The organism is Endozoicomonas atrinae, assembly GCF_001647025.1.
GTDB classification, from domain to species: Bacteria; Pseudomonadota; Gammaproteobacteria; order Pseudomonadales; family Endozoicomonadaceae; genus Endozoicomonas; species Endozoicomonas atrinae.
Window position 1 is genome coordinate 36370 of record NZ_LUKQ02000002.1, and the last position, 17161, is coordinate 53530.

Genomic DNA, 17161 nt, shown 5'->3' on the forward strand with positions numbered 1-17161 from the left:
TTGAACAGGGAACCACCATGTCCTGCGCCGTTCGCCTTGCCTGAGTGCTTGTATGACCAACTAGTTGAATGGCCAGTTGGCAACACCCCCTAAGTCCTGACAGCCTATGCACGAATAAAAAGTGCCATGGACTCCACATGAGCAGTTTGCGGAAACATATCCATTACACACAAACGCTCAAGTTTGAAACCATAGGAAGCAAGACTGCCAGCATCCCTGGCAAGAGTTGCCGGGTTACAGGAAATATACAACAAGCGATCAGGCAATAAACCGGCCAGTTGTTCAATCATAAAATCCGCACCGGCCCTCGGTGGATCCAGAACCACTATGTCGTAATGTTCTTTTGCCCAAGATTCCGCTGTAAAATCACTGGACAGATCCGCACAGTAAAAGCTCACATTATTCAAACCATTCAGATCGGCATTTCTTGTCGCCTGCTCAACCGAGCTCTTCGAACCTTCAACACCCGTGACATGGCCTGATTTCTTAGCCAGTGGCAGTGAGAAGTTACCCAGACCACAGAAAAGATCAAGCACTTTGTCGGATGCTTTCGGGGTAAGCCACTGTAGAGCTTGCTCAACCATCGTCTGATTGATCACCCAGTTAACCTGGGTAAAGTCCTGTGGCCGGAAGTACAGCTTCACTCTGGATTCAGGAAGAAAATAATTCAGTGCTACGGATACATCTTCATCGGGCATGTGGGGATATAGAACCCTGATACTCCCAGGACTATCCTGCAGATACAGAAATAGCTGATGGGTAGCGGCAAATTCTTTCAATAGCGCCCGATCTTCTTCTGACAGAGGGCGAATATGACGCAGCAGTAACCCACGCCCCTGCTCCGCCAGAAAGCACTCTGCATGAGAAATACCTTCACGGCCTTTCAGCGTTGGCAAAAATGACTTGAGAAGTAAGGGCATTTCCTGCAAAGGCGCTGCCAGTACTGGGCATTCATTTATTTCACAGATAGTATTACTGCCCTTTTCCCGAAATCCGAGGCTCAGCCTTCCTTTGCGCCAACGCATGGCAAAACGACAACGGTAGCGGTACCCATAGGGTGGAGAAATCAGCGGTTCTTCTATATGCTCAGGCACAACATTGGCAAAACGCCTTAGCTGATCAAGCACAATCTGCTGCTTGCCTTTGAGCTGCCCAGCATGAGACCAGTACTGAAGATTACAGCCTCCACACTGATGAAAATGCGAGCAGGCTGGCTCACTGCGCTCGGACGATGCAAGCAGCACTTCTTTTGTACAGGCGTTCATAAAACGCCGTTTATCTTCCAGAACCTGAACACGAACGGTTTCACCCGGCAGTGCACCATCAATAAAGAGGGTCTTCCCATGATGACGGGCTATCCCACGACCATCATGGGAAAGGCCATCAATACGCACATCCTCATTCAGAAAAAAAGGGGTTGAGGTAGCACGTTTAAAGCGCATAGAGTACTTCCAACATTCTATTACTGCCCGATCGGGGCTGTTTAAAAGCCTGATTCTACATTGGATATGGAGTACAAAAAACTCGCAGTCATACGTCCATACCTGAAAATTACGGTCATTTATAAAAAATGGCTATGGTAAAAATACGCCTGTTGAAAGATAGCGATCACCACGATCACAGATAATCGCAACGATGGTGGCATTCTCTACACTTTTTGAAAGTCTCAGGGCTGCTGCAACTGCTCCGCCTGACGAAACGCCACAGAATATTCCCTCTTCACGAGCCAGCTGCCTCATGCATTCTTCAGCCTCTACCTGGCCAATATCCATCACTTCATCAATGGCGGAACGATCAAAAATAGCAGGCAAATATTCGGGACTCCAACGACGAATACCGGGTATTTGAGCTCCCTCTTCCGGCTGCAGGCCAACAATCTGAATAGAAGGGTTCTTCGTTTTCAGATAACGAGAGGTTCCCATTATTGTCCCGGTTGTTCCCATGGAGCTGATAAAGTGCGTCAATGTACCTTGGGTTTGCTGCCAGATTTCTGGCCCAGTAGTCCCATAATGCGAAAGAGGGTTATCAGGATTAGCAAACTGGTTAAGAACCTTCCCTGTTCCCTGCTCTTGCATTTCCAGGGCTTTATCACGGGCACCTTCCATTCCATCACTGACCAGAATCAGCTCTGCCCCATAGGCACTCATGGCAGCACGACGCTCGGCACTCATATTGTCCGGCATAATAAGAATCATTCGATAACCACGAACAGCCGCCGCCATGGCTAGCGCTATTCCCGTATTACCACTGGTGGCTTCAATTAATGTATCACCCGGCCTGATGACATCACGAGCTTCGGCCTCCGCGATCATCGACAAGGCCGGGCGATCTTTCACTGATCCGGCCGGATTCTGGCCTTCCAGTTTGAGCAATATGGTATTGGAGCTCTTCCCTTGCATGCGTTGCAGGCGAACCAGAGGGGTATTGCCAATAATCGACTCTATTGTCGGATATTCCATGGACATATAACTTACGTAGACTTTATTATTCCAGCACAGAGAAGAATAATTCTGGCTATTGGCTATTTATCAGCGCCCTTACATTAAAAAACAAACCTCAGGAGCCTGTCGGGCTTAACCCGCCGGAGCAAGACAAGTCCTACAAATTGCCAGATATAAGGCGTTTATTTTTTAATAGCTTAGAGCATAACCCTGCAATAATACCGAACAAAAGCCAAACAGGGAAAGGCAGTACCATGAAACAGCACCTTATGGCATTCCGCCAACGCATACTTTTACTGGCTTTTCTGCCTGGCATTATTGTTTCCCTACTAATGGGCGGTGTCTATCTGAGCAAGCGCTATAACGAGTTGGATAACCAGCTCATGGCCAAGGCATTGACTCAATCTGAACAGAAAGCAGCCATTGCGTCACTTCTGTTGAATAAAACCCAGCATGAAGACCTGCAAACCCTGATCAGCATGCTGCTCGACGATATGGATATTCGTGCAGTCAGCCTGGTCGATGAGCAAGGCAAGGAAATTGTTCATGCCGGTCCCAAGCTCACTGACACCGGAAAATTATCTTTATTAATGGAGCCCGGTCAGAGCTGGTTCCAGAGCGATCAGATCATACAGGTTGCCAATCCAATCACCAATCCAAATTCGACAAAAAACAGTGGCTGGCTGATTATCGATTACACCTATGCAGAAACTCACCTGACCCGGTATCGCTCTCTGGCGTTCAGTATTATCGTCATCTCAATGGGGTTAGCGATTGCATTGGTCATTAGCCTCAAACTGGGCAATGGCGTTACCCGCCCCCTGGATCATATGGCAAGGGTCATTGGTCGTATAAAGGATGGTTTCTTTGATACCCGACTGCCAGACAACCCGGGCAGCCTGATGTATGAGCTGGAGTCCTCTATCAACGAAATGCTCGATAGCCTGCAGGCTAAACACCAGAAGATGACCAGTCATATTGCCCAATACAATGATGAACTGCAGGAAACACTGGAAACCATTGAAATTCAGAATGTTGAGCTGGACCTCGCCAGAAAAGAGGCTCTTGAGGCAAGCAGAAGCAAAAGCGAATTCCTGGCCAATATGAGCCATGAAATCAGAACACCACTAAATGGTATTATTGGTTTTTCCAGCCTGATGCTCAGCTCCAGGCTCACACCACAGCAATACGACTACATCAGCACCATTGAGAAGTCATCACAAGGACTTCTTACCATGTTGAATGACATTCTTGATTTTTCCCGTATGGAAGCCGGAAAGCTTGAGCTGGACCCCCAGCCCATCAACCTTCGGGAGATCGTTGAGGATGTTATGACTTTTATGGCACCTGCTGCGCATGGCAAGTCTCTGGAAATTGTTCACTTTATCTACGACGACGTTCCTGAAAATATCATTATTGACGGGCAGCGGTTGAAACAGATCCTGACCAACCTCATCAGCAACGCTATTAAATTCACCAGCTATGGTTCCGTCGCGGTTCGAGTGATGCTGGACCAGGAAGGCAGACCTCACCAGAAAGAAAGTGATGAGTCCCTGAGCCTGAGAATTTCAGTGGCGGATACTGGCATCGGGCTGACTCGGGAGCAGCATCACAAACTATTCCATGCTTTTGCCCAGGCAGACTCCAGCAGAACACGCAAGGCTGGAGGAACCGGGCTTGGTTTGTCGATCTGTAAAAACCTGGTTGAGCAAATGGGCGGAGAAATTGGCCTGGAGTCCGATTTAGGCCAGGGAGCAACATTCTGGTTTACCTTTAAAACAACCCTTAATGACAAAAATGGTGAACCGGCTGTTTCTGATGATTCTAAGCAAAAAAACGTTGCACCGACACTGCTGAGCGATCAGAAAGTACTTCTTGTCGAACCCCATGAACTGACCCGACTCTCGATTTTTCACTTGCTGGATAAACTGGGTGCAAATATTACTGCAGCAGCCAACATCCAGCAGGGGATATCACTAAACAAGACAAATGTCTCCTACGACTTTATTTTCATTAATCTTGATGATATCGAACCCATTCAGGCTATCAGGCAGTTAAAAGAACCCTATAACAACGCCAGCATTATTGTTCTCAGTTCGGCAGGAATCACAGGAACAATGGATCCTGTGATTCCTGAAAGTACTGACACTCTTATGAAACCCGTTGGACTTAACAGACTGAAAGCACTGCTTACCCATATAAAAACAGATCAGGAAGGCAAAGACATTCAACAACAACCGATCAACAAAGCCCTGAACATTCTGGCCGTTGATGATAACCCCGTAAACCTGAAGCTACTCAAGACCATTCTTGGAAACCTGGGGCAACATTTACAAACCGCAGAAAATGGTTTTGATGCCATTGAACTTTGCAGGCAGTTTGCTTTCGATATTATTTTCATGGATGTCCAGATGCCGGTAGTTGATGGACTTGAAGCAACAAAGAGAATACGAAGTGAGCTCCCAAATCATCAGCGCACCCCTATCATTGCAGTGACTGCCCATGCGCTTCCCGAGGAGAAAAAGGTACTTTTGCAAAGTGGGTTTGATGACTACCTGAGTAAACCAGTCAGTGAGAAACACTTGATCAGCATGATGAATCAGTGGGCAAAGATGCCAATCGACATGGAGAATAGAGAATACTTCCCAACATCGAAGATCAGTGTGTCTATCGACCAGACAATCGAGCAACCGGAAAGCCCGGTTGACATCAACCTAGCCACTCAACTGGCGGCAGGAAACCGGAGTCTGGCTCAAGAAATGCTGCTTATGATGCAAGATGGATTGGATGATGACCTAGAGACACTCAAAGATGGGTGGGCTACCAACGATTTTGCAGCGGTGCTGGAGCGAGTACATCGATTACACGGAGCCTGCCGTTACTGCGGCGTACCTGAACTTGAACGTGTTTGCAACCGGCTGGAAACACGGCTGAAGAAGTACAACACCCTGAACAATGATAAAGTCAGGGAAGATTTTCAATTATTGATCCAGTCCATCATCCGACTGAATGAGTGGGAAATAAAAAGTCTGAATATGGCTGAGCCAGAAGCCTGATCCCAAGTTTTCCACCCTGCTTATGAGAATGGCGAGTTGGGCAGAAAGAGAGAGTGACTCAACAAGTCATCGCTATGGTGATTATAAAGAGAGCTGATATCAGCTCTCTAATACTACAAAGGCAATCGCATTATCCTGTTCATCAGAGAGACTGAGATGAAGTCGCTTAACCGCTCTTTGATCCTGCAGCTCAAGACCATAATCATACAATAACAGCTCAGGAGCCCCGGAAGCGTTATTTCTTACCTCTATGTGCTGAAATGAAAGCTTACCGATACCCGTTCCAAATGCCTTGGCAACCGCCTCTTTGGCCGCAAATCGCTTAGCCAGCCATGCAGCAGAAGATGAGCGCTCCAGCCATTGTAACCGCTCATAGTTGGTGAGGATTCTTCTGGCAAACGCATCACCCAGCCGGCTGAGTGAACGCTCTATCCGGTCAATCCTTACAATATCGGTGCCTATACCCACAATCACTTAGAACGCTTTCCGTGAAGCTTCCAACATAAGTGCTTTCATTTCACGAACCGCTGGTTTCAAACCGGTAAACAGTGCACGAGCAATGATCGAGTGACCAATGTTCAGCTCATTGACACCAGCAATCATTGCTACAGGCTCAACATTCTGATAATTAAGGCCATGGCCAGCATTGACGATCAACCCCTGTTCCAGACCAAACACCACCGCATTTCTAAGGCGGTCAAGCTCATCCTGCATGACTTCAGCCGTCAAAGCTTCGGCATAAGCACCGGTATGCAGTTCAATAGCAGGTGCTCCTGCCCTGGCTGCTGCCTCAACCTGATCCAGATCAGGATCAATAAACAGAGAAACCTCACTGCCCTGTTTTCCGAGGCGATCACAGGCTGAAGACACACTGTCAAAAAGGCCTTTGACATCCAGTCCGCCTTCAGTTGTTACTTCTTCCCGCTTCTCAGGAACCAGGCAGACATGTTCAGGTCTGACCTTTTCGGCAATCCCGATCATTTCGTCGGTAACCGCCATCTCCAGGTTCATTCTTGTCTGCAGAACATCACGAATCCGGAATACATCATGATCCTGAATATGTCGACGATCTTCGCGCAGATGCAGTGTGATGCCATCGGCCCCCGCCTCTTCAGCTTCAATTGCAGCCTGCACAGGATCTGGGTAGCGAATTCCCCTGGCCTGCCTGATGGTTGCAATATGATCAATGTTGACACCCAGCAAAATACGCTGATGAGGAACCATGAATAAACCTTCCCGTTAATCAAACAATGTCAGTCTTTGGCAATAAATCAGGTTTTCCCGAAAGCGCTCGAGTCCGCCCAGCGAAAAGCATTCGGCTTTGCATAGGCCTTTCACCGATAAGCGGTTTCATGGCCTGCCTGGTAAACCGCTTAAAACCCGGATAGAAATCAGAATTTGTGAAGTCCCTGACCGAAAGTGCTTTAAGCAACTCTGCAGTGTAGCAAAAAGGTTTCTCATGATGACCGACATGCCCATTTACCGGGACCAGCCCATGCTCTGGTTCAAAGCGGTAAACCATACCTTCCTTTAAAGGAGCTCCACAAAGCGCATCCCAGTCAAGAGATGGGGCATAACCACAGAGTTCCAGCAAATCCAACTCAAATGATCGGAGCAAAGGTTCAAGAGAAACACTCTGATTAAGATGAGCCAATGTTTCCCGGTATAAATCCGTCACGCCATCGACGGGCTGCCCTGGAAGCATTGATCTCATCAACAACTCATTGGTATAGAACCCACAATAGAGTCGCTCCCCCGTAAGAAAGCTAAAGCGATCAAGCTCAAGATCAACCAGAGTCTTCAACTCGCCTCGCCCCTTCCAGCGAACCAGTACCTGGTGAAAAGGTTGTAATAGTGAAGCCAACCGGGACTTCGACTGCCGTACACCACGAACCACCATGGCCACACGGCCATGATCTTCCACTAAAAATTCAGCAATGACCGAGCGCTCTTTATAAGAGCGCCGATGAAGCAACCAGGCTTTATGAAAATCATTACCAGTCACTGGTTGTGATCATACCCCAGACTTTTCAGGGCACGCTCATCATCCGACCAGCCTGCCTTAACCTTAACCCAAAGATTCAACATGACTTTTGAGTCGAACATATGCTCCATATCTTTACGGGCTTCCTGTCCGATTTTCTTCAGCCTTGCTCCACGGTCACCAATCACAATAGCCTTTTGACCCGCTCTCTCAACAAGAATCAGTGCACTGATGGTCAACAGAGGACCTTTTGGCCTCATTTCTTGCTTGAACTCTTCGATCTCTACCGTAACTTCATAAGGCAGCTCATCGCCAAGCTGTCTCATTACTTTTTCCCTCACCAGTTCAGCAGCCAGAAAGCGTGAGCTCCGATCCGTCAGCTGATCTTCAGGAAAGTGATGGATACCTTCCGGTATCAGCTGGGTAATCATTTCATCCAGCTGCTTCAGATTATGACCATGCTGCGCAGAAATTGGCACCACCGCATGAAAATCCATTTTTGCAGACAGGGACTCAAGGTGCGGGATCAATTGAGCCTTATCACTGATCTTGTCCACCTTGTTAACAGCAAGAATAACTGGACAGCGGGCTCCTTTAACCTTTTCAAGGACCATCTGATCCTCTTCATTCCAGGTAAGGCGGTCAACCACAAACACAATGGCGTCAATACCTGCCAAGGCACTGCTGGCAGCCTTGTTCATATAACGGTTGATCGCTTTTTTCTGAACCTTGTGCATCCCCGGCGTATCAACATAGACCGTCTGAACTCCCTGCTCTGTCTTGATGCCAAGAACCTGGTGACGTGTAGTCTGAGGGCGGCGGGAGGTAATAGAAAGCTTCTGCCCAAGAAGGTGGTTCAACAGTGTAGATTTACCAACATTGGGTCTGCCTACGATGGCAACATAACCACAGCGGCTGACTTCCGAAGAGGGATCGGACAGGCTGAATTCATGAGCAGTGGGCTCTTCGCGATTTACATCAGATGTCATCTGTTTTCTGCTCTCTATTCTACGCCAAGCAATTTCAATGCATTGCGAGCCGCCTGCTGTTCAGCACCACGACGACTCGACCCTTCCCCCTTTGACGGCTCATCCAGACATTCCAGTACACAAATCACTGAAAAGTGCTGATCATGAGCTTCCCCCTGAATGTCAGTCACTTGATATTTTGGCAGTGACTGCTGCCGAGCCTGTAGATATTCCTGCAAGCGGGTTTTTGGGTCTTTATTCTGCTCATCCGTCGTGGTCAGCTTATCCAGACGGGTTGTAAACCAGCTGCGAATTCGCTGGTGGCAAACAGCCATCCCGGCATCAAGGTAAATCGCACCAATAATGGCCTCAACCGCATCCGCAAGAATCGACTCCCGCCTGAAGCCACCACTTTTAAGCTCACCGGAGCCAAGACGAAGAAAGTCACCCAGCTCAAACTCCCGCCCAAGCTCCGCAAGCGTTGCACCACGAACCATTCGAGCCCGCAGGCGGCTCAACTGACCTTCTTTGGCATCGGGGAAACGCTCATAGAGCGCTTCAGCAATAACAAAGTTTACAATCGAGTCGCCAAGGAACTCCAATCTCTCATTATTACGACTGCCAAAGCTACGATGAGTCAGCGCAAGCTCTAACAGGTTCTGATTGGAAAATTCATGCCCTAGCTTTCTTTGAAGTCGGGCAAGTTCAAGCATTTTCACTGAGTTCCAGCTTTCCAGTTATGTTCAAACGTTAATACAAGATCAACGTTATAGAAAAAATGAATCCGTCGCTCGTAGTCAATATCTACAGCAACAACACCGTTTTCGCGGGTTACATTAACCTCATTGCGATCAAGCTTAACCAGGTTTAACTGCAGTCCTTTATTTATCCAGGTTCTAATCTGGGTAACGGATGCAGTAGAAGAGCCTGGCCGGTCAGTTAACGAAGACACTACCTGCTTCACAGAGTGGTCATCCATATAAAACGGCACAACCTTAACCGCAAAAGACAACAATAGTCCACCAATTAACAGGTAAAACAACCAACTGACAGCACCACTGCCTCGCTGCCTGCTCCTCATACCATACATAAGATTCTCTCCTTAGAGTTCCTATACAGCTTACTCAATCGCCCCGTTGTTCTTAAAACCGGGGAGTTGAGTCCAGCTCGGCCAGTGCATCCAGATGTAAACCGCCTTGCCAACAATATTTTCCTCAGGAACAAAGCCCCAGTATCGGCTGTCATTACTTCGGTCACGGTTATCTCCCATGACGAAATACATACCCTCAGGCACAACCCACTCACCTTCAGCCCGGAAATCGTTGCTGGTCAATTCTTTTCGAACCTGGTAGCGCTTGCCTTCATCACCTTCGTTATAGAGTCGATAAATGGATCGGGAATCACTCAGCTGTGCTACAAATTCTTCAGGAACCGCCTGACCGTTCACCGTCAGTCGCTTACCCATATAACGCACAACATCACCAGGCAACCCGATCACACGCTTAATAAAGTTAATATTTTCCTTACCTGGCTGCTTAAACACCATCACATCACCACGATCAGGCTCACCAATGGAAAGCACCTTGGTACCTGTCACCGGCAAACGCAAACCATAGCTGTATTTATTAACCAGAATGAAATCACCCACTTCCAGGGTCGGAATCATGGAACCAGACGGAATTTGAAATGGTTCGAACAAAAAGGAACGAATCACAAGAACAAACAGCAAAACAGGGAAAATAGACTTGGAAGTCTCTACAACGGCCGGTTCCTTAGCCAGTTTTTCAAGGGAGTCACCATCTCCACCCTGAGCACTGAGCTCTGCAACAGCAGCCTTTCGCTTTGGTAACAGAAAGAGTCGGTCAATAAGTGCAATGATACCTGTTACAACAACCGACAGTACCAATAGCAGTGGAAAGTTAAAATCCATGGCTGTTTTTCTCTAAACCTGTTTTATCAGACCTGAACAAATCGGTAAAACTGCACTAACAACGTCCAAAGTGAGAGTTTCCCGGTACGCAATGAGCCGGAAGTCCGGCTCATCGTGTTAACCAAAAGTAGGTTATATATAATCAATGGTAAATTATTTGTCGACCTTTAGAACTGCCAAGAAAGCCTCCTGTGGAATTTCCACACGCCCAACCTGCTTCATACGCTTCTTACCGGCCTTCTGTTTTTCCAGCAGTTTACGCTTACGGCTAACATCACCACCATAACATTTGGCCGTTACGTTCTTTCTCAGCGCCTTAACCGTTGTACGAGCAATAATCTGGCCACCGATGGCCGCCTGAATGGCAACATCAAACATCTGACGATGAATAATCTCTTTCATTTTCTCGGTCAGAACCCGTCCGCGGGAAACAGCGTGATCCTTATGCACAATAACTGCCAGCGCATCTACTTTCTCACCATTGATCAGAATATCCACCCGAACCATTTTGGCGGTTTCAAAACGATCAAAAGAGTAGTCCAGAGAAGCAAAGCCCCTGCTCACCGATTTCAGACGATCGAAGAAGTCCAGAACCACCTCATTCATCGGAATATCATAAGTTAGCGCAACCTGGCCACCGGTAAACTGCATGTCTTTCTGTACCCCACGCTTTTCAACGCAGAGAGAAATTACATTGCCGAGATATTCCTGAGGCACCAGAATATTTGCCCGGGAAATGGGCTCACGAATTTCATCAATACCAGCCGGATCAGGCAATCTTGAAGGGTTATCAACTTCAACCACACTGCCATTTTTCATATGACACTCATAGATTACCGTTGGTGCAGTGGTAATCAGATCCAGGTCATATTCCCGTTCAAGCCGCTCCTGAATGATTTCCATATGCAGCATACCCAGGAAGCCACAACGGAAGCCGAAGCCCAGCGCATCACTGCTCTCCGGCTCATAAAACAACGAAGCATCATTCAGGCTCAATTTCTCAAGCGCATCACGAAAATCTTCAAAGTCATCAGCGCTGACTGGGAACAAGCCTGCATAGACCTGCGGCTTAACATGTTGAAAGCCTGGCAGTGCCTCAACATCCTGAGTTTTCAGGTGAGTCAGTGTGTCACCTACGGGGGCACCGTGAATATCCTTGATACCGGCAACCACGTAACCAACCTCACCGGCTTTCAGCACCCCGGTAGGTGTCCGCTTTGGAGTAAAAATACCAACATTATCCACCACATGAGATTGTTTGGTGGATTTTACAATGATCTTCTCGCCCTTTCGTAACGTGCCATTTTTAACTCGAACGAGAGACACTACACCAAGATAGTTATCAAACCATGAATCAATAATCAGCGCTTGCAGCGGGCCATTAATGTCACCTTCGGGAGCAGGAATCGTTGATACCAGACGCTCAAGAACATCTTCAATTCCCAAACCACTTTTGGCAGAGCAACGAACAGCATCAGTTGCGTCAATACCGATAATCTCTTCAATTTCCTGAGAGACCCGGTCAGGCTCAGCCTGAGGCAGATCCATTTTATTCAGCACGGGCATGACTTCCAGCCCCTGCTCTATCGCCGTGTAGCAGTTAGCAACGGACTGGGCCTCTACACCCTGCGCCGCATCAACCACCAGCAAGGCACCTTCACAGGCAGCCAGAGAACGTGAAACTTCATAGGAAAAATCAACGTGCCCAGGTGTATCAATGAAATTTAGTTGATAGGTATTACCATCTTTTGCGTGATAATCCAGCGTAACACTCTGGGCCTTGATCGTGATTCCCCGCTCGCGCTCAAGCTCCATGGAATCAAGCACCTGGGCCTGCATTTCACGATCACTGAGCCCGCCACAGGTTTGAATAAAACGGTCAGCCAGGGTCGATTTCCCATGGTCAATATGGGCAATGATTGAAAAGTTCCTGATTAAGCTTAGGTCGCTCACGATAGTATCTACTATAAAAACGTCACAAAAAGCGGTCCCCGCAACCGCGGGGACCGTCTTGAACTAGGGAGTTGACCTGCAGATCAAACTGACGCTACCGGCTGTTAAACAGCATGGCTTACTTCTATTCAGCCTATGGCTAAAGCTCCGGAAGCAATTAAAACGTGTCTGACCTGCATAAATGATTCCATACTATTCTATAACATGTCAGCACAGTACTCCATGGTCATATACTGTGCTACCCACATTTGATTACTCCTGCAACCGGAAGGTAATGTAGCCAGGATTTCCACCTCGAATGACCCGCATTGAAATCGAGCGATTTCTGGGTAGCTTGGCGACTACTTTTTTGAATTCCACGACCGTAGTCACACTGCGATTATTGAGATCTGTAATAACATCCCCCTGGCGCAACCCAATAGAACGACCAGCCCCCCGGTTTACTCCAATCACAACCAACCCCTGAACATCCTCATCCAGGCGCAGTTTACTGCGATAACTCTCATCAAGCTCAGCCACTTGAACACCTAGAGGGTTTTTATCAGAAGCAGCCTTATCCCCCTTTCGCTCAGAAGCTGCACTGTTTTCATCCGGCAGCTGGCCCACTTCAACATCTACGGTCTTGCGCTTGCCATTACGGATATATTCGAGCTTTGCTTTTTCACCAGGTTTTATAACACCTACCGACATTGGCAAAACACCTGAGCTGCTGATAACCCTTTCATTAAACCTTACAATAATGTCTCCAGGGTGTAGCTTTGCCTTATCAGCAGGCCCGCCTGGAACCACCTGACTGATCAGAGCCCCTATCGGCTTTTCCAGACCAAATGATTCTGCAAGATCGCGATCCACGTCCTGGATAGCAACACCCAGCCAGCCTCTGGTTACATACCCTTTCTCTTTCAGTTGATCAACAGCCCACATAACATGATCAACAGGTATGGCAAATGAAAGCCCCATAAATCCGCCAGAGCGCGTAAAAATCTGGGAGTTAATTCCAATTACCTCTCCACTCATATTAAACAGAGGACCACCTGAGTTACCCGGATTAATAGGAACATCGGTTTGAATAAATGGAACATATGAGTCGCTGGGAAGGCTTCTATTGAGAGCGCTGACAATACCCTTGGTAATCGAGTATTCAAAATTAAACGGAGAGCCTATCGCCGCGACCCACTGACCAGGCTTAACACTCTCAGAATCACCAAGCCTCACTACTGGCAGACCCCGGTCACTTTTAATTTTTAACAGCGCCAGATCCGAACGTTTATCCGCGCCTATTAATTCTGCAGAACGCTCACTCCTGTCGCTGAGTTTGACAATAATCTGATCAGCACCATCGATAACATGATTATTCGTCAGAATGTAACCATCTGGCGAGATAATAAAACCAGAACCAAGAGACATTGGCTGGGAACGACCGGAAGGGCTTTCATCGGGCAGTGGTATACCAAAGTAACGGCGAAAAATCTCAGGAATCTCCTCCCCCCCCGGTCCGTATATTGGCTGCCTCGCTTTCGGAGTGGCCAGAGTACTGATATTAACTACTGCTGGGGATGCCTGTTCAAACAATGCCTCAAAATCTGGCAAACCAGAATCCCTACCTGAAGCATTTGCCAATGTTACGTAAAACAAAAACAGGGGAAGCCCAACATTATAAAATGACTTTTTGAAGAGAAAAAACACCCTACTCATAAATATGTTTTCTCCAGTACTCGACTATTGGAAATATCCACCGCAGCTATAGACTCCTGCGATAATGTTTATAATTACATGACTAAGAGCCGGTTCAACGCCAGCAACATCAGCTCAGCCATGCAGACTTGCTTTCCACCAGAAACAAAGCAATAAAAAATCAATTTTGCCTGAAAGAAAGCGTCTGCCCGAAGGAGCCATCTGAAAAATACAAATCATCTGATGGTAATAGCCTTACCACATTAACACGGCACATATCAGATGACCTCTTCCCCATAAACCATACTGCGCCAAAGCCACATACAAGGAGCAAACCAGCTGAGAGAAGCAGCTGTCCATCTGTAGCCCCCATTGCAGAGGACAACCAGATACCAGCCATCATAAGTAAAAGCGGGAAGAGATAAATTAGAAAAGAAGCCTTTAACAATGCGCCTTCCGGTATACCGACCACAACCCTGTCACCCTCTTTCACCACCCAGGGACTAATCGCCTTGATATATGAATAGGATGAGCTGACCCTGTACTTTTCGGAAAGATGCTGCCCACAACCATTTCGAGCACTGCAGCTTGAACAACTGGACTGCCTGATTGTTTCAACCCAGACAAAATCACGCTCTACAGCTACAACTCGTCCCTGCTCTTCTATCATATTCCTGAAAACCTGATATAGATCGGTAACGAAATAATAAAAAAAAAACAAACCTTCAAGTCCAGTAAACTTACTTGATCATTACATCAAGGCTTCATTTTTACCGGACGCACAGAGACAGCCACCCTCTCTGCCGTACCCAGAGGTATATCACCAACAACCGTAACATGGAAATACTGATCACCCTCTCTGTAGATCTTTGAAACAGCAGAAAGAGCACCGATTTTCTCAGATGCCTGGCTAAGCACCCGAGTATCATCCTGCTCTACAAAAACAGAGAAAGTGGCAATGCCATCAGAAAAAATCAATGCATCGACATCGTGCCGACTAACAGGTGAAGGGCGAATACTTCTATTCTCCAACACAAAACCATCTGGCAACCAACCCGTTTCCCAATCAGGGGGCGCAACATCTTTCTCTGGGTATTCTTTAGCTGAGCTGCTTTTTATATGAATAGTTTCATCAACAGTGGAGGGTTTGCGATTCAGTAGCACCAGAACATCATCTGACAGCTGTCCAATACTCAGAGAGGTAAACTGCAGCCGCTCAATAATTTTACCCTGATCATCGACCAGTACTGATTTTAATAACAGCGAAGATTCTCGATCGAGCCATAACTGATACCCATAACGGAAACGATCTTTTGGTAACACAAGCAGCAGGACTGCTTCTCGGCCAGCCACCCGGTCAATACCTACAATCTTCAAGTCATAGAAACTTTCAGATACACCCGACTGAAACTTGTTTATCACAGGCAACAATGAGCCATGCTGAAACTTCGTCACCCCTTCGTTATAACTGGAAAAGAAAAGCTCATTCCCAGAACGTACTACTTCCCGAGGAGCACCATCAAGATAGAGAATTCGTTCTTTTTCCGATATTTTCTGATTTTTGGCCTGATGAATAATGCTTAACGTCTGAAGCTGCGCTCCCTGCTGATAGACAAATTCTCCCTGAAAACTCAACCCCTTGGAAGAAACTGCCATTCTTTCAAGCAAGTAACCAGCATCTGATGACGTATCTGCATACACAAAGCCACTGACAAAAAGACTAAGCACCAGCAGCTTTCTGGTAATCCATTGCATCTTTTTCATAAATTTATTGGTTGTCAAAACTGGTCAATCTGGCAAATGACAAAATACTCTGACCGCTTCCCATTGCAGAAAGCTCAGCATGCTGAAGCGCATAGGCATGAAAGCGTTCCCTGGTTGCTCTATCAGCAAGGCTCTGTGCATACGCGAGTTGTTCAGGCGTAATACTGTCATGCTGCTTAGAGTTGTACCCTGCACGAATACCCGACGCACCATAATCATTACTACCTATTTGTGCCAGTTGAACTGGCTGAGTCAAGGTGGCAGCTGGTTCATTTTCAGCCAGAACCTGCAATTCAGGCGTTGGATTACTGTTTCTAACTCCGATAACGACCGCAAAAGCCACAGAGGCTGCAACAGCAACCTTACCCAAAGAAGCCCATACATCCTCAACAAAGCGACCTGATCTGGAGATAATCGCAGAAGAAGAACCTCCCACTCCAGATTCACTCTGCGAAAAGGCGTTATCGACTTCCTCCTGCTCTATAGCAGACATCACACCCCTGGAAATATCGACATTGACAAATTTACTGCTTTTTCCACGCAGTGCCTCACCAATCAACTGATAGCGTCCCGCAAGTGTTCGAAGCTCGTCATCCTTGCCTATGCCATCAATCACTCGACGCAATTCGAGTTCACTGGCCTGCCCATCCAGAGAAACTGATAAAGATTCTTTCAGCTGTTCTCTGGCACTGTGTTGAGAACCCTTTTCACTCATAGACAAACCTCTGGTATTCATGCAGGCCTTCGTTCTGCCACACATGAGTTAAACCTTATTTAACCACTTTGCCCTAATAACGGTCTGATCTCACGATCAATGGCTTCACGAGCCCTGAATATCCTGGACCGTACAGTACCAACCGGGCAGTCCATAACATCTGCAATTTCTTCATAGCTGAGACCATCAAATTCTCTCAACATGACCGCCGTTCTCAGCTCATCGGGTAAACGCTGGATTACATCGTGAATAACCTGCTCAATTTCATTACAGTACAGGTTGCGTTCAGGGGTATCAACGACTCGCAAAGTGGTCGCTGTTTCCAGAAAGTCAGCATCATGAACATCAATATCAGACTCTGGAAGCCTTCGCCCTTTGGATACCAGATGATTTTTGGCAGTATTAACAGCAATACGATACAACCAGGTATAAAAAGAGCTATCCCCACGAAATTTATCCAGCGCACGATATGCCTTTATAAAAGCCTCTTGCGTAACATCCTGAACCTCCTGAAAGTCACTGACATAACCTCCAACCAGCCCAAGTATGCGGTGTTGATATTTTATAACCAACACATCATAAGCTCTTTTATCACCCTGCTTAACACGATCAACCAACTGCTGATCAGAATCCGGACTATCAACCATTCAGGCATCTCCACCCATGCATGGCAGGA

At 47.2% G+C, this 17161-nt stretch carries 16 protein-coding genes; 1 reads left to right on the top strand and 15 read right to left on the bottom strand.

Annotation, left to right across the window (positions count from 1 at the left end; genetic code table 11):
* Positions 1-104 precede the first annotated feature (104 nt).
* Positions 105-1442, bottom strand: a complete 1338-nt coding sequence (gene rlmD, locus AK963_RS00730; RefSeq protein ID WP_066013209.1) for a 23S rRNA (uracil(1939)-C(5))-methyltransferase RlmD — start codon at positions 1440-1442, stop codon at positions 105-107.
* Between the two features lie 132 nt (positions 1443-1574).
* Positions 1575-2459 (bottom strand): cysteine synthase CysM, encoded by an 885-nt coding sequence (cysM, locus tag AK963_RS00735; RefSeq protein WP_238593603.1) that lies wholly within the window; start codon positions 2457-2459, stop codon positions 1575-1577.
* Between the two features lie 236 nt (positions 2460-2695).
* On the opposite strand from cysM, the gene AK963_RS00740 reads away from it, so the two are divergent.
* On the top strand, positions 2696-5497 hold the full coding sequence (locus AK963_RS00740) for a response regulator (protein ID WP_066013213.1): 2802 nt from the start codon (positions 2696-2698) through the stop codon (positions 5495-5497).
* Between the two features lie 99 nt (positions 5498-5596).
* Here the strand turns inward: AK963_RS00740 and acpS are convergent, their stop codons facing one another.
* From acpS to rpoE, 13 genes are all read right to left on the bottom strand, one after another.
* Positions 5597-5971 carry a holo-ACP synthase gene (acpS, locus tag AK963_RS00745; RefSeq protein WP_066013215.1) on the bottom strand — a complete coding sequence of 125 codons (375 nt, stop codon included), beginning with the start codon at positions 5969-5971 and terminating at the stop codon, positions 5597-5599.
* Positions 5972-6721, bottom strand: coding sequence for a pyridoxine 5'-phosphate synthase (gene pdxJ, locus AK963_RS00750; RefSeq protein ID WP_066013217.1), 750 nt, complete (start codon positions 6719-6721; stop codon positions 5972-5974). It abuts the gene before it with no gap.
* Between the two features lie 19 nt (positions 6722-6740).
* Positions 6741-7502, bottom strand: a complete 762-nt coding sequence (gene recO / locus AK963_RS00755) for a DNA repair protein RecO (protein WP_066013219.1) — start codon at positions 7500-7502, stop codon at positions 6741-6743.
* On the bottom strand, positions 7499-8470 hold the full coding sequence (gene era / locus AK963_RS00760) for a GTPase Era (protein ID WP_238593604.1): 972 nt from the start codon (positions 8468-8470) through the stop codon (positions 7499-7501). Before era ends, recO begins: the two co-directional genes overlap by 4 nt.
* Before the next feature lie 14 nt (positions 8471-8484).
* On the bottom strand, positions 8485-9162 hold the full coding sequence (rnc, locus tag AK963_RS00765; protein WP_066013221.1) for a ribonuclease III: 678 nt from the start codon (positions 9160-9162) through the stop codon (positions 8485-8487).
* Positions 9163-9164: 2 nt separating this feature from the next.
* Positions 9165-9539: a DUF4845 domain-containing protein gene (locus AK963_RS00770; protein WP_066013223.1), complete on the bottom strand. Its 375-nt coding sequence runs from the start codon at positions 9537-9539 to the stop codon at positions 9165-9167.
* 30 nt (positions 9540-9569) lie between these two features.
* A complete protein-coding gene (lepB, locus tag AK963_RS00775; RefSeq protein WP_066013225.1) occupies positions 9570-10379 on the bottom strand; it encodes a signal peptidase I in 810 nt (269 codons plus the stop codon).
* Positions 10380-10532: 153 nt separating this feature from the next.
* Positions 10533-12332 carry a translation elongation factor 4 gene (gene lepA, locus AK963_RS00780; protein WP_066013228.1) on the bottom strand — a complete coding sequence of 600 codons (1800 nt, stop codon included), beginning with the start codon at positions 12330-12332 and terminating at the stop codon, positions 10533-10535.
* 252 nt (positions 12333-12584) lie between these two features.
* The gene (locus tag AK963_RS00785) at positions 12585-13922 is read right to left on the bottom strand and encodes a DegQ family serine endoprotease (RefSeq protein WP_238593605.1); all 1338 of its coding nucleotides are present in this window, start codon (positions 13920-13922) and stop codon (positions 12585-12587) included.
* Between the two features lie 265 nt (positions 13923-14187).
* Positions 14188-14676 carry a SoxR reducing system RseC family protein gene (locus AK963_RS00790; RefSeq protein ID WP_066013230.1) on the bottom strand — a complete coding sequence of 163 codons (489 nt, stop codon included), beginning with the start codon at positions 14674-14676 and terminating at the stop codon, positions 14188-14190.
* Positions 14677-14762: 86 nt separating this feature from the next.
* A complete protein-coding gene (locus AK963_RS00795) occupies positions 14763-15770 on the bottom strand; it encodes a MucB/RseB C-terminal domain-containing protein (RefSeq protein ID WP_139117178.1) in 1008 nt (335 codons plus the stop codon).
* Positions 15771-15774: 4 nt separating this feature from the next.
* Positions 15775-16485, bottom strand: coding sequence for a sigma-E factor negative regulatory protein (locus tag AK963_RS00800; RefSeq protein ID WP_066013233.1), 711 nt, complete (start codon positions 16483-16485; stop codon positions 15775-15777).
* 59 nt (positions 16486-16544) lie between these two features.
* Positions 16545-17132, bottom strand: coding sequence for an RNA polymerase sigma factor RpoE (rpoE, locus tag AK963_RS00805; protein ID WP_066013235.1), 588 nt, complete (start codon positions 17130-17132; stop codon positions 16545-16547).
* Positions 17133-17161 lie beyond the last annotated feature (29 nt).